Annotated in this window: 17 protein-coding genes; 12 read left to right on the top strand and 5 right to left on the bottom strand. The window is 70.8% G+C overall.

Annotation, left to right across the window (positions count from 1 at the left end; genetic code table 11):
* The 3 genes from ACFO4E_RS29140 to ACFO4E_RS29130 all read right to left on the bottom strand — a co-directional run.
* Positions 1-373 (bottom strand): Flp family type IVb pilin (locus tag ACFO4E_RS29140; protein ID WP_465263152.1); only part of this gene is annotated, 373 nt, incomplete at its 3' end.
* A 42-nt stretch (positions 374-415) separates the two neighbouring features.
* Positions 416-769 carry a hypothetical protein gene (locus ACFO4E_RS29135; RefSeq protein WP_378580372.1) on the bottom strand — a complete coding sequence of 118 codons (354 nt, stop codon included), beginning with the start codon at positions 767-769 and terminating at the stop codon, positions 416-418.
* 212 nt (positions 770-981) lie between these two features.
* Positions 982-1,128: a hypothetical protein gene (locus ACFO4E_RS29130; RefSeq protein WP_378580370.1), complete on the bottom strand. Its 147-nt coding sequence runs from the start codon at positions 1,126-1,128 to the stop codon at positions 982-984.
* Between the two features lie 162 nt (positions 1,129-1,290).
* On the opposite strand from ACFO4E_RS29130, the gene ACFO4E_RS29125 reads away from it, so the two are divergent.
* The 4 genes from ACFO4E_RS29125 to ACFO4E_RS29110 all read left to right on the top strand — a co-directional run bounded on the left by ACFO4E_RS29125 (position 1,291) and on the right by ACFO4E_RS29110 (position 4,570).
* Entirely contained in the window at positions 1,291-2,511 is a 1,221-nt protein-coding gene (locus ACFO4E_RS29125; RefSeq protein ID WP_378580368.1) for a serine hydrolase domain-containing protein, read from the top strand.
* Positions 2,512-2,648: 137 nt separating this feature from the next.
* On the top strand, positions 2,649-3,293 hold the full coding sequence (locus ACFO4E_RS29120; RefSeq protein ID WP_378580376.1) for a DNA alkylation repair protein: 645 nt from the start codon (positions 2,649-2,651) through the stop codon (positions 3,291-3,293).
* Between the two features lie 169 nt (positions 3,294-3,462).
* The gene (locus tag ACFO4E_RS29115; protein ID WP_378580366.1) at positions 3,463-3,840 is read left to right on the top strand and encodes a hypothetical protein; all 378 of its coding nucleotides are present in this window, start codon (positions 3,463-3,465) and stop codon (positions 3,838-3,840) included.
* 364 nt (positions 3,841-4,204) lie between these two features.
* Positions 4,205-4,570: a MerR family transcriptional regulator gene (locus ACFO4E_RS29110; RefSeq protein ID WP_378580364.1), complete on the top strand. Its 366-nt coding sequence runs from the start codon at positions 4,205-4,207 to the stop codon at positions 4,568-4,570.
* A gap of 155 nt (positions 4,571-4,725) precedes the next feature.
* On the opposite strand, the gene ACFO4E_RS29105 is transcribed toward ACFO4E_RS29110, so the two are convergent.
* Positions 4,726-5,415, bottom strand: coding sequence for a DUF3159 domain-containing protein (locus ACFO4E_RS29105; protein WP_378580362.1), 690 nt, complete (start codon positions 5,413-5,415; stop codon positions 4,726-4,728).
* Positions 5,408-7,300, bottom strand: coding sequence for a S9 family peptidase (locus ACFO4E_RS29100; protein WP_378580360.1), 1,893 nt, complete (start codon positions 7,298-7,300; stop codon positions 5,408-5,410). The genes ACFO4E_RS29105 and ACFO4E_RS29100 overlap by 8 nt, the downstream gene beginning before the upstream one ends.
* Before the next feature lie 303 nt (positions 7,301-7,603).
* Between ACFO4E_RS29100 and ACFO4E_RS29095 the strand changes: the two genes are divergently transcribed.
* The 8 genes from ACFO4E_RS29095 to ACFO4E_RS29060 all read left to right on the top strand — a co-directional run.
* A complete protein-coding gene (locus ACFO4E_RS29095) occupies positions 7,604-8,341 on the top strand; it encodes a MerR family transcriptional regulator (RefSeq protein WP_378580358.1) in 738 nt (245 codons plus the stop codon).
* Positions 8,342-8,782: 441 nt separating this feature from the next.
* Complete coding sequence (locus ACFO4E_RS29090; protein ID WP_378580356.1) at positions 8,783-9,100, top strand: hypothetical protein; 318 nt, start codon at positions 8,783-8,785, stop codon at positions 9,098-9,100.
* Between the two features lie 75 nt (positions 9,101-9,175).
* Positions 9,176-9,475 (top strand): WXG100 family type VII secretion target, encoded by a 300-nt coding sequence (locus ACFO4E_RS29085; protein WP_378580354.1) that lies wholly within the window; start codon positions 9,176-9,178, stop codon positions 9,473-9,475.
* 62 nt (positions 9,476-9,537) lie between these two features.
* Positions 9,538-9,924 (top strand): hypothetical protein, encoded by a 387-nt coding sequence (locus tag ACFO4E_RS29080; RefSeq protein WP_378580353.1) that lies wholly within the window; start codon positions 9,538-9,540, stop codon positions 9,922-9,924.
* Between the two features lie 151 nt (positions 9,925-10,075).
* Entirely contained in the window at positions 10,076-13,120 is a 3,045-nt protein-coding gene (locus ACFO4E_RS29075; protein WP_378580352.1) for a hypothetical protein, read from the top strand.
* Positions 13,035-13,382, top strand: coding sequence for a YbaB/EbfC family nucleoid-associated protein (locus tag ACFO4E_RS29070; protein WP_378580374.1), 348 nt, complete (start codon positions 13,035-13,037; stop codon positions 13,380-13,382). Before ACFO4E_RS29075 ends, ACFO4E_RS29070 begins: the two co-directional genes overlap by 86 nt.
* A gap of 61 nt (positions 13,383-13,443) precedes the next feature.
* Positions 13,444-13,797, top strand: a complete 354-nt coding sequence (locus tag ACFO4E_RS29065; RefSeq protein WP_378580350.1) for a hypothetical protein — start codon at positions 13,444-13,446, stop codon at positions 13,795-13,797.
* A 14-nt stretch (positions 13,798-13,811) separates the two neighbouring features.
* A partial coding sequence (locus ACFO4E_RS29060) for a WXG100-like domain-containing protein (protein ID WP_465263151.1) occupies positions 13,812-24,097 on the top strand: 10,286 nt, incomplete at its 3' end.

Genomic DNA, 24,097 nt, shown 5'->3' with positions numbered 1-24,097 from the left:
GGGAGTTCACGGGGGTGACCCGGGGCAGGCCGTCGTCACCGTCGTCCTGGGTGTCCTCGTCGCCGTCCGGGTTGTGGACGCCTTCCCGGCCATCCGGGTTCCCCGGATCGCCACCCTCACCCGGGGTATCGGAGCCACCGGGTCCACCGTCCCGGTCGCCCTCACCCGGGGTATCAGAGTCACCGGGTTCACCGTCGCCGCCGGTGGCGCCGCCGTCGCCGACGGCGTCGACGGCCGAGGCGATGAACGCCTGGACCCGGCCGGAGGTGCCGCCGGTGATGACGATGGCGGCGATGGCGGCGACGAGGAGGACGACGGCGGCGTATTCGGTGAAGCCGGCGCCGCGTTCGGGGTCGTGGATGCGTCGGAGCATGGGGGATACCTCAGGCCTGGCCGGACCGTGGGGGCGGGGGTGTCAGCGGAGGAAGAAGGCGCGCGAGGCGGGGCGCAGGAGCAGGACCAGGGTCGCGACGGGCAGGATGAGCTGGGTGATGCGGCCGTCGCCGCCGAGGGTGAGCAGGCTGTAGAGGCCGATCAGGGTCTCCAGGGCCAGGACCGACCAGAAGATCACGCGGCCGTTGCGGCGGATGAAGGCGGCGAGCAGGATCTGGGCGATGCCCGGGAGCGAGACCATCAGGTTGTAGCCGAGCTCGTAGGCGGTGACGCCGGTGAGGATCAGCATGGCCGCGGCGATCACGAGGGTGAGTCCGCCGGCGGTGTAGAGCAGGATGCGGACCCAGCGCACGGACGCCGGCAGTTCGGAGGACAAAGGGGGATTCTCTTCCGGTGGGGGCGGCGCCCTGTCAGGGGTAGGGCGGGGAATCCCCACCGTAGTTCAGACGTGTGACGGGAGTCCCGTGAATGTCCGCTCTCGGTCACCGCTGGGGCGGTTCTGCGGCGGCGAGTGAGACCCGGTGCCACCGGCGCCCGGACCACCCGCCGACCGCTCCAGCGAGTCCAGCACAGCGGAGACCGACGCCGTCAGGTCGTCGATGGCGTAGGAGCGCCGCACCGGATCCTGGACCCACGCGCGAACGTGATCTCCTCGATGCGCTCGCGGTCGACGAGCCCCCAGATCCTGCCGCCCTCGCCAGACTCCTCGTACTCCGCCGCGACGGTGCCCGTCATCGCACGCCTTTTCGGCTTCTGACCCGCGACTTTCGTCGGTCCCGGCGGGGTTCCACCGCTCCCTTCGGCGGTGCCGGGAATCGGCCGCGTGCAGGAGGCCCCGACATGCGTCTCCGGTCCAGACTCCCGTCGTCGGTTCCGTCCCCCCGAGGAGGCCCCCTGATGCCCGCACACGACCTCTCCGCATGCCCCCGCCGGCGAGGGCGATCCCCGTTCCCTGCTTTGGCGGCGGTGGCGGCGACCGTCGCGCTGACCGCCGCCACGGCCTCCCCGGCTGCGGCGGAGGCGCGGGAGCCCGCCCCGGCTTCGCGCGCCGAGATCCAGCGGGCGCTGGACGCGATGGTGGCCGCGGGCGCCCCGGGGGTCACCGCGCGCATCACCGACGAGAACGGCACCTGGACGGCCACTTCCGGCGTCGCCGACCTCGACTCGGGCACGCCGATGCCCGCGAACGGCGCGTTCCGCCCGGCCAGTGTCACCAAGAGCCTGGTGGCCACGGTCGTGCTGCAGTTAGAGGACGAGGACGCGCTGTCGCTCGACGACACCCTGGGCGAGCTGCTGCCCGGGACGGTGCCGGGCGGCGACGGCGTCACCGTGAACCGGTTGCTCAACCACACCAGCGGCCTGCCCGACTACATCGAGGACCCGTTGTTCGAGGATCCCGAGGACTACACGCGGCGCGGATTCACCCCTGAGGAGCTGGTGGAGATCGCCGACCGGCAGGACCCGTCCGCCGAACCCGGCGAGTTCGCCTACTCCAACACCAACTACGTGCTGCTGGGCATGATCGTGGAGGAGCTCACCGGGAACACGCTGGGCGACGAACTCGGCGACCGGGTGCTGCGGCCAGCGGGCATGGACCGGTCGTATCTCCCGGTGCGCGAGACCGGGCTGCCCGGTGAGCACGCCTCCGGCTACTACCGCCTGGCGGGGCGGCAGGACCTGACCGAGGCCACCGAGATCGACCCGTCGTTCGCGTGGGCCGCCTACGGGCTGGTGTCCACGCCGGAGGACGTCGCAGGGTTCTACCGCGCGCTGTGGGACGGCGACCTGCTGCCCGCCGCGAGCCTGGCGAAGATGCGCGAGATGGTGCCGGGGCCGAACTTCTTCATGTCCGGCTACGGACTGGGCCTGGAGCGGATGGACCTGACCTGCACGAGCCCGGAGGGCCACACCGGCAGCATCCCCGGATTCTCCACCTTCGCGTTCCTGACCGGCGACGGCGACCGGCAGGTGACCGTCTCGGCCAACGCCTTCCTCTTGGACGCGTCGGCGACGCCGATGATCCTGGCCGCACTGGACGTGCTCAACCTGGGGCTCTGCGGTGAGCCGTTCACCCCGCCGCAGGCGATGGAACAGGCCGGGCCGCTCGCGCCGGCCTGAGTGGGCGTCGACGGTGGCCGGACGTGCCCGGTCCGGCCGCGTCCTGCAGGGGGCGTCGCCCGGCATAGGGTGGTTTGCGCACGTCAGGAATAGGACAGGGGGCAGGCGCGGTGGGTGAGTCGACGGTGGCCGGGGTGATGGCCGAGCTGGCCGGGCTGGAGGACGCGAGGGCGCGCGCGGTCAACGCCCGGCACGGCGACGACCACGGTGTGAACCTCGGCAAGCTGCGGGCGCTGGCCAAGCGGCTCAAGACCCAGCAGGAGCTGGCGGTGGGGCTGTGGGAGACCGGGGATGCCGCGGCGCGGCTGCTGGCCGTCCTGGTCTGCCGCCCCAAGGCGTTCGGGCCGGACGAGCTGGACGCCATGCTGCGGGAGGCGCGTGCGCCCAAGGTGCACGACTGGCTCGTGAACAACGTGGTGAAGAAGAGCCCGCACGCCGAAGGCCTGCGCACGGCCTGGTCCGCCGACCCCGATCCGGTGGTCGCGAGCGCCGGGTGGGCGCTGACCTCCCACCGCGTGGTCAAGAATCCCGAGGGGCTCGACCTGGCGGGGCTGCTCGACGTCATCGAGGCACAGATGCAGGACGCCCCGGACCGGCTCCAGTGGGCGATGAACCACTGCCTGGCCCAGATCGGCATCGAGCACGCCGCGCACCGCGACCGCGCGATCGCCATCGGCGAGCGCCTGGGAGTCCTCAAGGACCACCCCACACCCCCGGGCTGCACCTCCCCCTACGCCCCCACCTGGATCGCCGAGCTCGTACGCCGGCGACACAACGCGTAAGAGACCCCGCGCCCGCCGCCGGCCCGCCCTTGTGGGCCGACGACGCGGTGGCGGGCGGGTGTGGACGGATCCTCGAATGGCGGGGGCTATTCAAGCGGCAGGCCCGCCCGCTTCCGCGGCCGGAGCCCTCGGCACGGCCGCGTGCGGTCGCCATGCGCAGGAGGAAGCGATGGAGTTCATCTGGTACGGCCGCGCCGAGGGGTACACCCTGCGCGCCGGAGTGGAACAGGAGATCACCTGGACCAGCCGTAAGGGCGGCGTTCCCAACCCGCCCTATGTGTCCGTGCTCTTCGCGGACTCGGTCGGCAACGTGGTGGTCCGGTGCGACGGCGGTGCCCCGGGCGCCGTGCGGCTGATCGCCCGCAAGACCGACCAGGGCACCGGCGCCGTCGTCGCCGACCTGTTCATCGGGCGCTTCGACGCCACGGGCCAGCTCTCCATCAACGAACAGTGCTACGCGCAGGAGCGGATGCGCCTGGTCCTGGTCGCCGACACCAATACGACCGTCCGCGATCTCAAGGCGAACGTGGTCTTCACCCCTGCCTGACCGGACACGGCGCGCCGTCCCGGCCGCCCGCGCACCCTACCCACAGGGAGCCCGCCGAAGACGAGGCGGCCGCCCCCTCCACCCGCGCGCGGACGCGCCGACCGGCCGCAGGCCGGGTGGTGTCGGGACGGCTGATCCGCCCGTAGGCCGCCATCGACGCCGTCGCCGGCCCCGCGGGATCGGAGCGGACGCGGCTCCCATCGGGGCCATCACCACCCGGTTGGGCAGGGGGAGACCGGAGAGGCCGTAGGTGTCGAAAAGAGACCGTGTGATCGTCGAGTTCGCCAGGAGGCCGACGCTAAGACCTACCATTGACGTCAGAGGCAAGTCTTCCGTGTTCCCGACGACCATGAAAGAGATCACCATGAGGATCGGCGACCTGGCCAGGAGAACGGGAGTGAGCGTCCGCTCGTTGCGCTACTACGAGGAGCAGGGCCTGCTCACCAGTACCCGTACAGCGAGCGGCCAGCGCACCTACACCGAGGATGACGTGGGGCGGGTCCGCCTGCTGCGGCGCCTTTACGACGCCGGTCTCACCAGCAGCGCCATCGCCGCGGTGCTCCCGTGTGTCGACGCTCCCGGCGCCGCGCAGACCGACACCGCCTGGGAGCGCATGGTCGCCGAACGCGAGAAGCTCGACTCGCACATCGGCGATCTCCTCCACACCCGCGACGCCCTCGACGAGCTCATCGCCGTCAACCGCCACTACCGGCAGGCCCTCGCCGGCTAGTGCCCCGCGTTCCGGATTCGTCGGCAGGATCTCGCCGGCGATTCATGGATCTCGTCGGCTACCCGGCGGTCGCCCGCATGCGAGGGTCGGCGGTTCGACGGCGGCGGCCCGGAGGGCGGTGCCCGCCGGGCCGGTAGCGGGGGACGGTGGACCGGTCAGGTGTGCGTGGCGGTCCGGGTGCCGGCGTTCTTGATGAGGCGCTTGGTGGAGCGGCGGAACGCCCAGAAGACGGCCACCCCGGCCACCGCCGTCAGGGGGGCGCCCGTCACGACGTCGGCGAACGCCAGCCAGCCGGTGGAGTCGGCGAGGTAGGCCCACTGCTGCGCGATGAACCGGCCGGCGAGCAGGACCGTCACCGCTGCCGTGGCCAGGTCGTGCACGAGCAGCGTGGGCCGGTCCTGGCGCCAAGCGTGCGTGTTGCCGTTCGTGGCGTTCCAGATGACACCCGTCAGCGGCCGGCGCATGATGAGCGAGGCGAGGGTGACGACGGCTCCGATCAGGGCGGCCCAGATCCCGAGCAGGAAGAAGTCGTTGGCCGACCCGGTCCAGGCGGCGATGCCCCCGGCGACCGCCACGGCGATGACGCCGCCGATCGCGTTGAGGAAGCCTTCGCCGCGCGTCATCTGGAACACGGCCAGTGCCAGGGCGACGGCGATGGCGATGGCGATCGCGATGGGCAGCGAGACGAAGCCGACGACGGCCGCGAAGACGACGACCGGCGCGGCCGCGTACAGCATCGTCGTCAGCGTGCTCGTGGTGCCCGACCCGTTCTGCTCCGGGCCGGCGGGCGGCTCGGGCCGGATGGGACCGTCGGTGTAGCCGTGGGCGGGGTGGTGGTCAGTCATGGTCTTTCCGTCCTCCTAGGTGCTGGGCGAGGAAGCGCTCGGCGGCGCGGAACATGGTGATCAGGTTCTCGGGGTTCACGAACATGTGGCCCTCGTCGTCGAAGACGAGGTACTCGACCTCGACGCCGCGCTCGCGCAGGGCGTCGACGATGTTGTCGGATTCGGCCTGCACGACGCGGACGTCGTTGGCGCCCTGGACGATCATCAGCGGTGTGCGGATCTCGTGGACGCGGGTGATGGGGGAGCGGGCGAGCAAGTCGGCTTCCTGTTCGGGGTCGTCGGGGTCGCCGGCGTAGAGGTGCCAGTTGTTGGCCAGACCCGCTTTGGCGGCCTCGGGCACGGTCCGCATGAAGCCGGCCAGGTTGGAGATGCCGGCGTATTCGACCGCGGCGGCGAAGCGGTCCGGGGTGAAGGCGACGCCGACCAGGGTGGCGTAGCCGCCGTAGGATCCGCCGAAGATCGCGATCCGGTCGGGGTCGGCGTAGCCCTGCTCGATGGCCCAGTCCACGGCGTCGATGAGGTCGTCGTGCATCTTGCCGGCGAGTTCCCCCACCGCGGCCGTCATGTGGGCCTTGCCGAACCCGGTGGAGCCGCGGAAGTTGACCTGGAGCACCGCGTAGCCGCGGTTGGCCAGCATCTGCACGCTCTTGTCGAACCCCCAGGCGTCGCGGGTCCAGGGCCCGCCGTGGACCATCAGGACCGTCGGCAGCCCGGACGCCTCCATGCCCAGGGGCAGGGTCAGGTACGACGGCAGCTCAAGCCCGTCGCGTGCGGTGATCGTCACCGGCCGCATCGGGGCCATCGCATCGGGATCCAGGTGCGGGTTGGGCCGGAACAGCAGCCGGGACTCACCGGTGTCGTGGTCGTAGAACCACGTCGCGCCCGAGTCGCGGTCGTGGGTGAAGGAGACGACCCAGCGCCGGCCGTCGCAGTCGCCGGAGACCGCGGCCAGGTCGCCGTCGCAGAGCCCTTCCAGGTTTTCCAGGACCTCGGCGAAGTGGGGGTCCAGGGCGTGGATCACCTGACGCTGCCCGAGGTAGCGCGCCCCCAGCAGCTCCCCGGTCCGCCGGTGGCGGATCAGCGGCGACGGCAGCGTCGGGAAGGCGAAGGCGCGCGTGTCGAGATCGAAGTCCGGGTGGCTGTCGACCTCGGTCTCCTCGCCGGTGGCAAGGTCGAGCCGGACCAGGCGGGTACGGTCGGTGCTCCGGTTGGACCCGATCCAGGCACCGGTCCCGTCCGGTGTGACCTCGAACGGGAAGACGCAGATCGGGTTGTCGACGCCGTCGAAGGTCGCGATCGGGTGCAGCTCACCGGTCTCGGCGTCGCGTCGCGACAGTGCGATGTCGCCCTCGTCGGTCAGGGTCTGGGCGAACAGCCGCCCCTTGCCGGCGTAGAGCCAGCCGGTGACCGGCCCCGGGTTCTGCGCGAGCAGCGTGAGTTCGCCGGTGGCGATGTCGAGTTCGTGCAGGTCGAACTCGGCGACATCACGGGCGTTGAGCTGCACGATCGCCGTTCCGGGCTGTGAGGCCGGCAGCTCCAGGCCGGCGGTCGTCGCGCCCGGGAACGGGGTCAGGTCCACGGCCGGCGCCTCCGGGTCGTCCACGTCGACCCGGAAGACGTGCCAGTTCTCATCGCCTCCGGTGTCTTGGAGGTAGAGCAGCCAGCGGGGGTCCTCGGTCCACGCGTATCGGTGCACGGTGCGGGTCGCATCGGCGGTCACGCACCGGGGCTCGGCGCCGGGTTCGAGGTCCTGGACCCAGACGTTGAGCCGGTTCTTCCAGGGTGCGAGGAAGGCGATCCGGGTGCCGTCCGGCGAGATCGACGCACCGGTACGCTCCGGCGGCCGGAGGAGGTCCTCGACCGCGATCAGGTCGGGCAGTGCCATGTGGCTCCTTTCGTTTCGTGTGCTCGGTGGTGCGGCGAACGGGAACCAGGAAAAGGTGTGCCCCCTGCGGCACACTCAAGACCCCAAACGTGTGATCTCGATCACACGAGAGATGATGGCGGTCGGTCAACGCCGACCCGGGCGGGCCGGGGATCGGAGCCGACGCTGAGGCGCGCACCTCCAGGACACCCCTGAGGGACCGGGCTTGACCGTGCCGCCTAGGGCACGGTGTCGACTGTGGGGCGCCGGCACCAACGTGCCGTTCACACCCCGAACCCGAGACCCGAAGTGAGGTGTCACGCCGTGGCGTGGAGTACCCGTGAGATCGCCGAGCTCGCCGGCACGAGCCTGCGGGCGGTCCGCCACTACCACGAGGTCGGGCTGCTCGACGAACCCGAGCGGCGCGCCAACGGCTACAAGCAGTACGGCGTGGCCCATCTGGTCCGGGTGCTGCGCATCAGGCGCCTGGCCGGCCTCGGGTTCTCCCTGCCGGAGATCGCCGCCATGGGCGAAGCCGAGGACCACCCGGAAACGGCGCTGCGCACCCGCGAAGCCGACCTCACGGCCACCATCGAGCGGCTCCAGTGGGTCCGCCGCGAACTCGGCCTCATCCTGCGCGAGGCCGAGCCGACCGACCCGCCCCCGAGCCCGCCCGCCCCTGAGGCCCGCCTGTCCGACGCCGACCGATCGGTCATCGTCACGCTGTCCCGGGGCCCGGACCCCAAGGGTCTCCGAGCCTACGCCGACATGCTGCGGGACGTCCCCCCCGACCCGGTGGCCGCCGAGTTCGACCGCCTGCCGGCCGACGCCGACGAACAGATCCGCCAGGACCTGGCCGAGCGCATGGCCCCCTACGTCCGAGCGCTGGACATCGGGCGCCCGGGGGCGCGGGAGTCGGCCGACGACGCCTCGGGCGGAGCGCTCGCCGGGCGGAGCACGGTCGGCACGGACCTCGGCGATCTCTACAACCCCGCCCAGCTCGACGTCATCGATCGCATGGGACCACTCCTCCAAGGATCACTCCGCGCCGACCACCTCTGACTGTGGGGGATGCCACGAAACGGCCCTTCGGCGTCGGATGTGCCAGCTCCGCCCGGACACCGGCGAACAGGCTCGAGACCGGCTTTTCCCTGGTCCGCGGCCCGTTCATGCGCGTTGCCGCGGTGGCCGACCGGCCGTCGCCGGCCAGAAGGTTTCAGAGGTCGTTCGCGGAAGGGCTTGACCATGCCGTAAGGGGCACGGTGTTGCCTGTCGGTGCACCCGCGAGATCGCGGAGGCGGACTCACACGGCGGAGTATGCGCCGCACCTGTGGGTTCGCTGCGCGCACGCGTCCGGATCGTTGATCGGTGCCTGTGTGCCCGGCCATTGGCGACGGCCGCCCCGCCTGCTGGCGCCGGGCCCGGTGAGCAGGAGCACATCCGACCGCACCGCACCACCGCGACCGGGAATCGGTGCCCCATGAACTGAAAGGAGCGACGGACATGAGTCTGACCACCAGTACCGAATACGGGATGACGACCGGCCGGACCGCGATGGAGACGGCCCACAGCGAGTGCAACGCCGTCTACACCAAGGTCGACTTCCTGCGCGACAGCCTGAAGTCGACGTGGCAGGGCGGCGCGGAGGCGGGCTATGAGACCGCGCTCGTGAAATGGCTGGAGGAGTTGCGGCTGATCGTCAACGGCATGAACGACATGATCGGCACCTTCGGCGGCACCACGCGCGGCATGTTGAACCTGGAGGACGAGAACCTGGTGACCTCCAACGCCTGGATGAACCAGCTCAACCCCAACGGCTGACCGGCAGGTCCACCCTCCCCTTCCGCACCCGGCCGTCCCCGGGAGCGGATACGGCAATGAAAAAGGCATCAGACGATGAGTGACTTTTCCGTCCGCTATGCGGGCATGGACGATTCCGCGTTCGACCTCCGTGCCCGCACCCAGGACATCCGCAATTCCCTCGACGAGCTGGCCACGAAGATGGCCGCGGTCCGCGGCGAGCTCGACGGTGCCACGGCCGAGAACTACGACAACAGCATGGCGCAGTGGCGGCTCAACGTGCAGGACATGGAGTTCCTGCTGACCCAGGCCGAGCAGGCGCTGGTCCTGATCCGCGACAACTACCAGAACACCGACAACAAGCTGTCCCTGGAATGGGTCTCGCAGCACATGTAGCCGCCGCCCGCCGGTGAGGAGTGCGATCAGCCGGCGGAGTCGAGGAGAGAGGAGAGCGATCGATGGCGGAGAAGACCGAGATCACCCTCAAATATTTGCGCGAATTCCGCGATGCAAAAATCGGGCCGATGCTGGACGACCTCCGGGAGCAAAGGGACGCCCTGGACGCCTACATCGATCCGGGCGGACCGAAGGAAGACCAGCCGTCGGACGATGGAATCCGCGCGGGAAACCCGGACCTGTTCCCGGCTGCCGGTCATCTCGCCTTCACCGTTAATTCGTCGGTGGTGGAGATGCGCGGGAAGCTCCAGGGATTCATCGACGAGTTCGATCGGCTTTCGGAGCGGCTGGAGCACACCGAGGCCATATTCACCGGTGTTGAGGACGATTCCGTGCTCACCGTCCAGCAGTTGCAGGCACTGATGGCCCCCGCGGACGGCGGGTCGTGACGCGCTTGAGGGGCGAGGTGCCCGGCGACTTCGACGGCCGGGGCGGGAAGTCGTGTGTCGGTGGCCTTCGCGGATGCGGGGGCGTCGAGACGGGCCCTTTGGCAGCGGTATAGGGCCTGGCGGCCGCGCGGGAGAGTGAGAGGAGGCGGGCATGCCCAAGGACCACGACGAAGATATCCGGGACGAGGAGAACGACAGCGCGGGGGAGGAGGCGCCGGAAGCGCCGGAGAACGGGGCGCCGGAGGCCGTCGCGGCCAACCCGGAGCTGCATACCGTTCTGAACATCTTCGCCGACAAGGGAATGGGCTCCGCCGTCCCGCCGATGATCTCGCCTGAGGAGGTCATCAAAGCCGACTGGTTTTCCAGCTTCAAATCCGACCAGGAGAGTCCCGAGGGCCTGGACTGGTATGTGGTGTCGAGCTACGTGAAAACGAGTGGCGGCAGCGATGGAGGGCCGCTGCAGGATGCGAGGGGTGGTGGAGGGAATTCCGAAGAGACCACCACACGGCACTTCTATTATTCCGGGGTCACGTTCCACGGCGGATTCCTCGGATTTCCCGCGTGGCAGAACTTCGTCGACAACATGCGGGGTATCCTCAACGGGCCGCTGGGGTCGGATTCCGGTTCGAGTTCCTCGTATAACGCGCCGCGGTTCAACAGCCTCGCCGATCGGCTTTCCGAGCTGCAGAGGTGGTTGGCCGGTGCGGTCGGCGACCTTGAGAAATGGACGACGGAGACCGGTGACGCGCTCAAGGGTGAGACCGCGGACGTCTTCGTTCAGAACCTCCACCGCGTGCTCTGGCGTTTCGAGACGCTTGAGGAACAGGTCCGGGCCTATCCCGATGCGCTGCTGAATACGCGGGCGACGGTTCACCCGATCGCGGCGGATGACTTCCACAGGCTGTTCGAGGAGTGGGAGGCCGACGACGGCTCGCACCCCCGCGAGGCGATCGGCCAGTGGTTCGCCGTCAACAAGTACAACGCGTCCCTCAGCAAAGGCGACGACCACTCCACCATCGACGGCTACGGTCCGGCCAACTCCGCCGGCACCTGGCACAAGATCCAGGACGAGATCAAGAGGAACTGGCTCGACACCCTTGGGCCGTTCATGACCGGTGCCGCCGAGCGCTTGGGCAGCATCGCGCACGACTACGACCTCAACCAGAGCGTCTTCGACAGGAACAAGATCGAGGACCCGGACATGCCGCCCTTCGACTGGGGCGGCGCCGGTGGCGGTGGCGGCGGGAACGGGGACGGAGACGGGGAGGACGGCCCCTCCGACATCGAGAACGAGTACAACGAGACGCTCGAGGACTGGTACCAGGAGCAGATCGACTGGCTGAACGACAACCCCGCCGGCGGGGGCGATGAGGGCGGCGGGGGAGACGACTCCGGCGGCGGCTCCGACATGGAGGAGGAGTACAACAGCGCCGTCGACGAGTACTACGACAACGCGATCAACGATCTGAACTCCCCTCCGGAGGGCGGCGGTGGAGACCTCAGCGGGGACGGCGGCGGCGGCGGTGGTGGCGGGGACGGTTCGTCGTCGGAGGACCGGTTCAACCAGACGCTGGACGACTACTACGACCAGCAGACCGACGACCTCGAATCGGAGATGAACAGCGGCCCCGTGCCGATCGGCGGCGGCGGGAATCTGGGCGGCGGAGGCGGAGGCGGAAGCGGTTCCGGCGACCGGCGCCGGCCGTCGCAGGACCGGTTCGACCAGACGCTGGACGACTACTACGACCGGCAGACCGCCGATCTCGAGTCGGAGATGAACGGCGGCCCGGACTCCGGCGGCGGTGATCTGGGCGGCGACGGCGGCGACGGAGAGCAGCCCTCGGCCGAGGACTACGAGCGGCGCCTCCAGGAGTACTACGACGAGCAGGCCGGGGACCTGGACCGGCTGATGGCGGAGTCGCCCGACCCCGACGGCGACGGCCGCAACGGCGACGGCCAGGCGCTGACCCCGGCCGAGGAGCAGTACCAGCAGGCGCTGGACGAGTACTACAAGAACCAGAGCGAGGACCTCGAACAGCTCAGGTCGGGGCCTGAAGGCAGCGGCGGCGACCTCAACGGCGACGGACGGACCTCGCCCGAGGAGTACGAGCAGCGCGTCCAAGAGTACGTCGACGAGGAGAAGGCCAACCTCGACCGCCTCCGAAACGACGTCGACGGCATCACCGACGAGAACGGCGACCCCGCACCGGAGCTTCAGGAGTACCGGGAGCAGCTCGGCGACTACTACGACCAGCGCTCCCAGGAGCTGGACGACCTCGCCTCGGGTCCGGACTCCGGCGGTGGCGACCTCGGCGGTTCCGGCGGCGGGGACGGCTCGTCGGCCGATGAGTACCAGGACCGACTGAACGAGTACTACGACCGGCAGACGGCCGATCTCGAAGAGCAGATGAACTCCGGCCCCGGCTCCGGTGGTGGCGACCTCGGTGGTTCCGGCGGCGGGGACGGTTCGTCGGCGGATGAGTACCGGGACCGGCTGAACGAGTACTACGACCAGCAGGCCGCGGACCTCGACGAGCGGATGAACGCCGGCCCCGAGGGCGGTGGCGGCGGACTCGGCGACTCCCTGGGGCGCGACAACGGTGGTGACCAGGCGGGCACGCCGCCGCCGTCGTACTCCATCGGCAACGGGTGGGACACCCCGGGGTCCAACGCGGACCTCGGCGGCCAGGGCGACCGGCCCGACGCCAACGGCATCACGGGCGGCGGCGGCGACCTGCGCAGCGACCCGACTGCCGAGGACTCCGACGCGTCCACCGGAGCGGTGAGCGGCAACGGCCAGGGCGGGGGCGACTTCAGCGGCCTGGGCGGCGGCGGAATGGGAGGTGCGGGCGGCGGGATGCCGCCCATGATGCCGCCGATGGGCGGCGGCATGGGGGGAATGGGCGGCGCCGGGGGGCAGGGCGACCAGTCGCGCACCCGTGCCACCTGGATGTCGGAGGACGAACGCGTCTGGGGCACCAGCGCGGGCGAGCGCATCTCGGTGCTGGGGCGTCCCGGCGCCGGCACGAATACGGAGGGAAGTTCTGATGAGCACGCGTCCGGAGGAGATCGAGCAGGCGCTCGCACGTCTACGCAAGGACCAGGAGAACCTGGCCAAGGCAAGCGCAAGCCTGGCCTCGGCAACCGAAGAGGCCGTCTCCAGGGATCGGGGGATCAGCGCGAAGGTCAACGCTGAGGGCGAGTTGGCCGAGTTGAAGTTCCGCACCAACGCCTACACGTCGATGCCGCCGGCCGAGCTGTCGGCGGCCGTCCTGGAGGTCATCAAGAGTGCCCGCGACCGGATGCGGGACCGGGTGCTGGAGGCATATGCCCCCTTCGCCCCGAAGGGGATCGATATGGAGGCCGTCCGGGCGGGCGGGTTCGACCCCGCCACGATGCTGGCCGGCCTCGGCCTGGACGACCTCGACTTCACCGACCCGGGCCGCACCGGCCGCTGACACGAGCGGCCCTCCGCCGGCACCGACCACCCCAACCCGACCCCCGGAAAGGAGCCCTGCCATGCCCGGTGACTCCATGTACGTGCGACCCGATTCCATGCGGGACAACGCCTTGAAGATGGACGAGGCGGCCGACCTCGTCCGCAAGATCCTGGCGGACCATGATGACCGAGTAGCGGCCCTTCGTGATGCCGCCTGGGGACACGGCGACGAGATCGCCGATATCGGCAAGGAGAAGTTCGACCCCGGCAATGAGCAGATCTCCGAGGGTGGCACCGCGCTTGAGGGAGCCCTCCGGAAGCTGACCGACAGCACCATCAACTCCGCCGGGATTTTCCGCGACAACGAGATGGAGAACACCGACATTTCCTACGACCTCGCCAACAACCTGCCCGGCAACGGGCCCAGGCGATAGCGGGGTAGGCGGCCATGGCAGGCGGGTTGCAGCTTCCGGACGGGCTGGCGAAACTCTTCTACGGGCTCACGGGTTCGCCGTGGTTTCGCGCGGACGAGGTGCTGCTGATGGCGCTCGCCGACGTTTTCGACGGCACGGGATCGCGCTTCGAAAGGGAAGTGCCCCCCGTCATCGACGCCGTCAAGCGGCGGGTGCGCTCCACCTTCGACAGCCGGGCCGCCGACCACTACGAAGAATCGATCAACCAGTTCACCTCCGGCAAGAACAACTACGTACAGACCACGGCCGACGCGTGCTACCAGATGGCCGACTTCCTGCGGGTAGTGGCCAAGCAGGTCAGGTACACGAAGGAAATGGTCATCGCCCAGCTCGTCCAGCTGAAGCTGGAGATCGCCTGGGCCATCGCCAACGCCAAGTGGAGCTTCGGCGCCACCTTGGGAATGATCCCCATCTTCGAGCGGATCGCCAGCCTGGCCATCCAGCGGATCATCAACTTCCTGATCAGCACGCTGCTGGCCCACATCACCATCAACGTCGCCCTCGCGATGACGATGGACCAGCTCATCCAGATGCGCCTGATCAAGGACGACTACCAGGACACCAACGACAACAAGCTCAGCCTCGACGCGGCGGTCGGCGGGCTTTTGGACGGCCTTTTCGGGGCGGTGCTCAGCGGGGCCGGCAAGGAGATCAGCGACCGGATCACCAACAACTTCGGCGACATCCTCAAGATCAACTTGCGCGATAGCGGGCCGGACCCGGCGCCGACCCCGAACACCGCCAGAGGACTCGGGAACGATGCTCTGGCTCCGCCGCCGCGCAACGAGGTCGGCGGACCGAACAGCAGCCCGTCGCCGGACGGCGGCCCCTCACCGAAGGGGGACCGCGACGTCGAGACCGGTCCCGGTCCGTCGGGCGGCCCCGGGCGCAGCACCGATGACGTTCCCGGAGGAGGACCGGCCCTTGTTCCGCCGCCGGGCCGCGGGGCCGACGGGACCCCGCCGCCCCCGGTGCGCGACGCCCCGCCCCCGCCGACGAGGGATGCCCCGCCTCCGCCCGGCGCCGGTGGGCGGGACCTGCCGCCGACATTCATCGATGACGTGTCGCGTGTGTTCGCCCGCAACACCGAGGACCTGATGCGGCCGTTCGGGCGCACCCCGCGCCCGTGGGACAACGTCGCCACCGTGAACCGGTTCCGCGACGACATGGGCAAGGTCTTCGCGGACAACTTCGGCGACCGGATCGGCCGCGAAGCCGCCCGCGACCTGGGGCGCGACTACGCCGACACCTTCGCGGCCAACTGGGGCCGACGCGACATCGGCGATTCCCTGGCGCGGGTCCTCGACGACGCCCCCGGCGGTCCCGCAGGCCGGCTGTCGCCGGACGTGAACGCCTTTCTGTCCCGGAACCTGCCCGAGGGGATCGGCTCCAGCCTGTCGGAATTCGCCGGGAACTGGCGGCGTATGGCGGCGGAGCTGGCCATCAACCCCGTTGAGGGGGCGGCGTCCAACGTCCTGGGCGAGGGCTTCAGCAACCTGATCCTCTCGCCGGAGAACGAGTTCAAGGTGACCGGGATGACGGCCGTCGCCGGGGCCTCCAACGCGCTGCTCACCATGGGCGGCGCCATGGGCGGGGTCAAGGCGCTGGACGGGCTGGAGAACCTGTTCGCGTCCAAGCCCGGCGGGCCCGGTACCCCCACCCCGCTGTCGGCCATGGAGTCCGACCCGGTATCGGGCAACGGCGCTCCGGGGACGCCCGGCAACGGCGGCGGATCCGCCTACCGCGGTGGCCCGGGAGGCTCCGGAGAGGGAGGCGGGGACCGCGGCAACGGGCCGGACGACCGGCAGGGCCCGGCCGACGAGGAGGGCATCGACGGAGCCCCGGACCGACTCGGCCTCCGCGACAGCGACGACCTCGCCGACGACGCCCCCGGCGCGGGATCTGGGCACAGGGACCTGCCGGGCGCCGGCGACAACGCGCGCCCCACCCCGCCGCCGGAGGCCCCCGGGCACCCGGCGCCCGGCGAGCTTCCCCGCACCGAGGCGCCGCCGCCCGGCGTCACCGAGTACGACGGCTCGCCGATCGAGGCCCCGCGCTCCGAGCGGCCCGGCGACGGTGCCCCGCAAGGCGCGGACAACCCCGCCGCTCCGCCGCGCTCGTCCGTCGACGCCCCCGCGCCGTTGCGCGCCGAGACCCCATCGGACGCGGGACCGAACCGGTATCCCAACGCGGAGCCCACGCCGCCCCCGCACGCCGACGATCCGTCCCTGCCACGCATCGACGACGACGCCGTGGACGCGCCGATCCTCGACGGGAACACCGTCGACGGGCCCGGTGAGGGCGCCGGGCTGCCGCAGGGCGGCGGCGCTATGGAGGGGGGCCCCGATTCCGACGTTCCCCCGACTGGGAGCGGGTTCGCGGGCGTGCCGCCCGTCGCCGCGACCACGCCCCCGCCCGGACACGGCGGGGAGGGCACGGGGGCCTCGCGTCCCAACGCCGCCGCCCCGCGAGCCGGCGCCGACAACGGTGCAGGGCGCGGCGACGGCACGTCCCCGACCTCGCCCCGACCCACGTCGGGCCAGGACGAGTCCGTCGTCCCGGACGATGCTTCCGTCGTGACCACGGAGAACGGGCAGGATGGGACGCCCCTACCGGAGGGATCGCCGATCCCGGAGACGGTCCCCAGCCCGATGGCGATGTCCTTCGCCGATGCCCTGACCCCTCCGGTCACGGAGAGCGCCGACCCGGCCTGGACGGACGGCGAGGACGCGGCGTCGCCGATCAATGCGGCGGCAGAGCGCGGACAGCCGGGCCCCCGGCCTGCCACGCAACCCCCGTCCCCCACCCCTGTGAGCCAGGACCCCTCTCCTGCACCCAATCGGTCGCCCTCCGCCCGCGATGACGAGTCCCAGGCCGAGCAGCGGGCGCACAGCGACCTCACCTCGGAGGACCTCGCCGACCTCTATGACTCCCCGCCGGCGGAATCGCCGATGGTCTCCCAGTCCGTTGATCCTGGTGATCCGTGGCAGGGGAATCCGCCGAAGTCGCTGGACTTGGGGGCTTTGCAGGACTCGAAGGGGGGTAAGGAGGGGCCGCGTTCGGTCGAGGAGGCTATTGCGGGCCTGGCCGTCTTCCGGGATGCGATTACGGACGTGGGCGCGTCGTTCGAGAACGACCAGTGGGTCAACCTCGCCGACCGGTTCGACCACTCCTACGCCGATGAGGACGGCTACGGAGGCTACGACGACAGCTCCGAGGGCCAGTACCAGCCGGGGGTGCAGACCAGCTGGGATCCGACCCAGGTCCAGTACAGCCAGTATCCGGCCGCGACCTATGACGTCTCGGCGGCGACGCAGGATGAGCAGTCGGAGGATTCGGCAGGGGAAACCGAGCAGGCCCAGGACCTGAGCGGCGAAGCGATCACGCTGTGGAACGGGTCCTTCGCCGGCATCGCGGACCTCGTCGTCGCCACCCGAACCGTGGCGGAGCGAGAGGTGCTCAACTACGGCGGTCCCGACGGCAGCACCGAACTCATGCGCTTCGCCAACGGTGCGCAGGCGGTCTACAAGAACACTGGGGAGAACACAGACTCCCTCAACCGCGCCGATGCCGAACAACTCGGCTCACTGGTCGGCCGCGCCATCGGCGCCAACGTCCCCGGTGTCCTCCGCCTTGGCGAGAACAGGCTCCTCATGCACTTCATGAGCGGCGAATCCGGGTACATCCACGACGACAACCCGCAGTCCCCCCTCACCCACACATGGGATGGCCACGTTCTTGGCCTGCTCGACCTCCTGATCGCCAACGATGACCGCAACCCCGGAAACTGGCTGGACCAGGGCAATGGACGCATCGCGGGCATCGACCACGGCAGTGCCTGGTTCAGAAGCGAATACACGCCTGAGGACCCCACCGACCTCAGCACAATGTCCAACACCGATGCCATGCGGCCCTTCTACGACTTCGACGGGAACGTATGGATCGTCAACCCGCTGACGCGGGCCGATATACGGTGGCTGCGGACCCGGCTCGCCCCGCTGCGTCCCGAGTTCGACCGCCTGGGCCGGACCGCCTGGTTCGACGAGATGATGGCGCGTTTGGACATGCTGGACCGCCACGCGCGTGGGACCATCAGCCTGTTGGTGCGGGACAGTGATCTTCCCGGTTCTCGCCGTGATGACGATCCTCCCGCGCCCGGGGGTGGGCAGGGCGGGTCCTCGTCGTCCCGGTCGGCGCCGGGTTCCGGTGGAGGTACCCGGCGGCATCACGGGCCGGGTCATGGGAGCTCGCGGCATGGTGGGCATTCGGGTTCGGGGCGGTACCGCAGACACGGCGTCGACGACACGCCCGTGCAGGATGCCGGTAACTCGGACCAGGAGATTCCGGATCTGATTGCGGACGCCGCCGCCGACGCCCGCGACGAGGCGGTCCGGTTGCGGACCGTTGCCGATGCCGCCAGGACGCGTGCGCAGGAGACGGCCGCCGGGGCCGAGGCCGAATCCATCCGGCGGGAGGCGCATGCCGCCGAGGTCGCGGCCGATGATGCGGAGTACTTCGCCGATCTCGCCGAGCGGGACGCGCGCACCGCCGAAGAGCGTGCCGAGAACGCCCCCCGTGAGGCGCAGACCGCGGAGAGGCGCGTCGACGACCTCGCCGGGGGGGTCTTCCGCGAAACCGAGGTCGAGGAGCGGGCCGAAATCGAGGGTGCCGCCGACGATTCCGGGAACCTGTATGACGGTTCGTCGGTGAAGTCGCGGACTATCACCGAGTCGGCTGATCCTGGTGATCCGTGGCAGGGGAGTCCGCCGAGATCGTTGGACCTTTCTGCCCTCTTCGACTCCAAGAAGGGGCCGGAAGGCGCGATGGTTCTTCCGGGTGGGCTCGCCGATCCGTTAGGTCTGTTCTCCGGGGGGCAGCCCCCGCTTCAGGTGTTCATGGCGCTCGGCGGCGAGGGGGCGTCCTCCCCTCTCCAGCCGACCTCCGGGGAGGGGGCTCGGGCTGTTCCGCCGGGCCTTACGCCCGTGCCGCCCGCCCCTGGGACGGCGCACCCGGCCGGTCCTTCCGGCGCGGTCACCGCGGGGCAGCCGTCGGCCGGTCCGACCTCGGACGGTGCTCCGCACCGGTTCACCCCTCCGGCTCCGGCGCCGGTCCGCAACGACCTCCCCAGCCCCGACACCTGGGGGGCGGAGTCGGCTCCGCAGCGGCGGCTGCTCTCGCGCAACTTCATCGAGACCCTCGACCCGCCGGGAGACGAGGGGGCCTTCGACTCGTCGGTGGATGATATGAGTGTCGACGCGTCGCAGGCCGGGGACGCGCCGCCGTTGACGGTCGAGATCGACACACCGAACGGCCGGATGCGTGCCGAGGTGTCGATCGACAACCGGTTCTTCGAGTCCTCCACCATCGAGATCGACCGCGACGGCGACGAGGCCGGGGGGCCCTCCGGTGTCCGCAATGTGACGCTGCGGTTGCGCCACTTCTCCGGGAACGGTGTGGACGCCGAGGCCCGGGGCGCGGCGGTGGAGGGGCTCAAGCGGCGTATCGAGGCGGTGTACAACGACCAGTATGTGCTGCCGCGCGATGGACGGCAGCTGAACGTGAGCGTCGTCGAGGCGGGCTACATGGACCCGCAGGACACCGTTCACGCCACGGTGACCTGGTACCCGGTGGAGGCCGGGGCGGACGGCTCGCCGGCCGGCCCCGATGGGCGGGGTGTGGGTGAGGTGTTGCGCCTGCTGGGGATGCTGGACGGCGATCCGGCGCGGGGTGTGGCCGAGCCGTATGTGGCGGAGCTGACGCTGGACCGGATCGGCATCATGGTCGAGCCGCGGCCGGCACGCCGCATCCCTGACCCGGAGGGCGACAGGCCCGCGACGAAGTACACGCGGGCCGAGCACGGGCTCGTCCACGCATCGGTGTGGGAGCACGCGCGAACCACCGCCCAGGTCCACCACGTGGGCGGTGCGCACATGAGCGCGGATTTCGCCGATGTCCTGACCGGCCAGTCCGATCGGCCTGCGGGCTATCTGGACCACATCGCCAACACGCGCAGGTTCGAGTGGCGGCGGCTGGAGATCCCGCCCGAACACCGCACCGAGGGCGGTCCCACGCACGTCATGGAGATCACCTACCGTCACCGCATCGATGACGAGTCGGGTATGACGGACGAGGAGTTCGACGCCTACCTCCAGGAGTACGCCGATGAGTTGAACGCCATGATGAACTACCAGCACCGGCTCCGCGGCGACGGGAGCGTCGTCAACGCGGACGGTCGGGTGGTCCACCGGCTCGGCTCGGCCCTGCTGGAGACGCTCTTCGGCAAGGACGGCAACCCCGACGCCCGGGACCTCGACGGCAGCCCGGTCACGGTTCCAGGTGCCGACCCGCTGGCGGGGACCGGCGACCAGCTGCACATCCGCCTCGAACTCGCCGATGACACCACCCCTGCCGACCAGGTGCACCAGTACACCACGGTGCACCGCTACGACCCCTCGCTGCCCTACATCCAGCAGCAAATGACCACGACGGACTGGTACGACCGCGGGTACCCCGTGAAGTCGCGCGTCCACGAAGCCCTTCACAAGCTCGGCCTGCTCGACGAATACCCCGAGGACGGCTCCTTCCGCCGCTGGGGGGATGACGCCGACGCGGTGCGCCCCGGGCCCGGCGTCATGGGGCACGGCTGGGTGGGCGATGGCGAGGGCGGCACCATGGTCGAGGTCGCCGACCCGTGGATCCGGTCAAGGGACATCGACACCATCGGCTCGGTCATCGACCGCGGCTCTTCGGCCCAGGCGCCGCTCAAGCGGGTCGCCGACCTGTCCGCGGAGGACACCTCCCTCATCACGGCGTATCTGACGCCCGGAGCCTCCGATGCCGGCCGGGTGTTCGCCCACTTCGCGCTCGCCGTCGACGAGCACGCCCGCGGCTGGAGTAACGACCAGGGGGCGGACCAGTTCATCGCGTCTCCCGCTGATGCCGCGGCGCGTGGTGCCGTTCGTGAGCAGGTCGCTGTCGCTGATGGTGCGCGTGCGCTCGCGCGTGTCGAGAGGGCGCGTGGCGAGGCGGCGCGTGGTGCCGGGCAGGACGGGGTGGCCGACGCCGCCGATGCCAGTGCCACCCGTCTTCAGAATGCGGCGCGGGCCGCCGACGCCCGCGCTGATGAGGCACGTGAGCATGCCGCCGTCTCCGGCGCCGACGCCCGTGTCCTGCGGGCCCGCGATGCCTTCACCGCGGATGTGGACCTCTGGAGGGCCGACGGCCGGCTCGCGCAGATGATGTTCTTCGTCTCCCAGTCGGGGGTCGACGTCCCCTTCCGGGCCGTCGTCGACACCCTCCCCGATGCCCAGCGCATGCGGCTCGGCGAGTCGCTGGCCGGTTCCCATGATCCGGTCGCGGGCGCCGAAGCGCTCGCCGTGTTCGCCGCGGGCCGTGATTCCGCATCGGGCAGCGGCCGGATCCGTGACATTCCCGCCGCGCAGGGGCACCCGGCCATCAGCGCCCGCGACGCCGAGTCCAGGCTGGAGGAGTGGCGCCGAGACGGGCGGCTGCTGGGCGGGCTCCACGTGCTCAGCGACAATGCGATCGCGGTCATGGGCGACGATTGGACCCACGCCCTGCCCGGCCCGGCGCAACAGCAGGTCCTCACCCTGCTCTCCCCCTACCAGGCCGCCCCGTCCGCGACGCCCGGTACCGGCTTGGGCGCGCTGGCGCCGCCGGTGGCCGGACGCGCGGTGCTGGACATGCTCGGCTCGGCCTATGACCAGGTCGCCCTGGGCGCGTCCGCGAAGGACATCGCCGTCAACGTCCCGGGCCACCCCCCGGCCCGTTTCACCGACCAGCAGGTCTACGACCAGCTCATGGCCTGGAACAGTCAGGGCGTCCTCGCCGAAGCGCTGCGCGTCCTCCAGTGGTCGGGTGTGCCCATCACCGACGCCCAGATCGGCGCCATCGCGCCGGCAGTGGCCGCGCAGCCCTCCGGGCAGGCCGCACAGGGCCCGTACCAGCAGGCTCCCGGCGCCTGGGGAGGGCACTACGCCCCGGGGATGGCGCCGCGCAGCGGTGCGACGCAGGCCCTGCCCGTGCGAGCCGCGGACGACGGTGCCGCACACCAGAGCCCTGTCCCGCCGGCCGCGGACTCCACCCCGCCGGCGACGCCGGACCCCTCCGATGCCCCCGTGTCCGGGCCGCCCGTCAACCACCGGCCGGGCGATCCCGCGCCGCGTGCCACCGGTCTGTCCGACCCCGGCACCTGGGGCGTCGAGTCGGATCCGCGGAAGCGCCTGTTCTCCCGCCACCTTGTGGAGACCCTCACCCCGCCTGACGACGCGCCGCCGCTGACGGTCGAGGTCGACACACCGAACGGCCGGATGCGCGCGCAGGTGTCCATCGACAACAGATTCTTCGAGTCCTCGACGATCCCGATCGACCGTGACGGTGACGACGGCCCGTCCTCGGTCCGCAATGTGCTGCTGCGGTTCCGCCACGTCCCCGGCAACGGTGCCGGCCAGGACGCCGTGCTCACGGCCGCCGAAGGGTTCCAGCACCAGGTCGAGGCGGTGTTCAACGACGCCTACGTGTTGCCGCGCAGCGGCGCGCAGTTGAACGTGGAGGTCATCAAGGCGGAGGGCTCTTCCTCGCAGGACTCCGCCCCCGTCCACGCCACCGTCACCTGGCTCCCCGTGCAGGCTTCGGCCGATGGTTCACCGCCTCCCGCTCTCGGGCCGGATGCCGATGGCCAGGGGATCAAGGAAGTGCTGCGCCGACTGGGGCTGCTGGACGGCGACCCCGCGCGGGGTGTGGCCGAGCCCTACGTCGCCCGGCGGACGCTGGACCGGATCGAGGCCATGGTCGAGCCGCGCCCGGCGCGCCGGTTCTCCGACCCCGAGCGCGACCGGACCGCGCAGGAGCACGAGCACGTGGGGGTGGTGGACCCCGACGACATGGACCCCGAGGTGTGGGCGGCCGCGCGGGCGGCCGCGGAGGTCCACCAGGTCGGCGGAGCGCACGTGAGCCCCGAATCGGCCGAGATCCAGAGGGACGCGCGTGTGGCCCGGCTGGAGTATCTCGCCGAGGCGGGCCCGCAGCGGTTGATCGAGGCGGACATGGGGCCCAAGTGGGTCGTTCCCCCCAGGTTCGAGTGGCGGCGCATCAAGATCCCGGAGGAGTACCGGGAAGAGGGCGGCGCGACGCACATCCGGGAGATCACGTTCCGTCCGCGGGTCACCCGTGATCCGGGTATGACGCAGGAGCAGTACGACGACTATCTCAGGGAGTACCGCGACGAACTGGAGTTCATGTGGAACGTCAGGTTCCGGCTTCGCGGTGATGGCAGCTTCGTCAACGAGAACGGTGAGGTGGTGCACCGGCTCGGCAAGGACCGGTTCGAGACGCTGTTCGGCAAGGGGAGCGAGCCCGAAGCCCCGGACCTGAAGGGCAAGAAGATCACGGTGCCCGGCGCCGATCCGCTGCCCGGGACCGGTGACCAGGTCCACGTCCGCCTCGAACTCGCCGGCGACACCACACCCGCCGACGACGTGCACGCCGAGGTCACCCTGCGCCACCACGACCCCTCCCAGGGTGCGCCGCCGCCCATGGACATGGACAACTGGCACGACGGGTTCTCGGCGGCGGTGGCGGTCCATGAGGGCGGAGGCGGGCACAGGATCGGTTTGCCCGACACGTACCAGGATGCGAGGTCGGTCTTCCGGTCGTCCGCCGACGCCAACGCCGTGCGTCCCGGCTACGGCGTCATGGGCAACTCCTGGATGGACCATGCCGGCGGGCAGAAGATCGCGGAACCGCAGATCCTCACCCAGTACCTGGACATCACCGGCTCGCTCATGGACCGCGACTCCTCCGACTACTCGCCGCCGATGCGGGCCGGGGAGCTGTCCGGTGAGGTGAAGTGGGCCATCGCCCGAACCCTCGAACCGGGCCTGTCCCCGACCGACCGGCGGCTGGCCGGCGTCTTCGACCGCTTCGCCCTGGCCACCGACCGGGTGCTGAGGGGGTGGGACGGTTCGCGGGTCGCCGACGCGCTCGTCTCTCCCGAGGACGCAGCGGTGCGGGGGGCCGTGCGCGAACACCTCTCGGTGGCCGCCGATGCGCGTGGTGCCGCCCGCCGTGAGCACGAGCGCGCGGACGCGGCCCGCGCGCAGGGCGACGACGCCACGGCGCGTGCCGCGGATACCCGCGCCGCCGGCTTCGAGACGGCGGCGCAGGAGGCCGACGCCCGTGCCGATGAGGCGCGGAGGCGCGCCGCCGGCACCGGCGCCGACGCCCGCGCCGCCGACGCCCT

Source organism: Nocardiopsis mangrovi (assembly GCF_042653925.1).
GTDB classification, from domain to species: Bacteria; Actinomycetota; Actinomycetes; order Streptosporangiales; family Streptosporangiaceae; genus Nocardiopsis_B; species Nocardiopsis_B mangrovi.
This window is presented reverse-complemented; position numbering and strand designations above follow the sequence as displayed.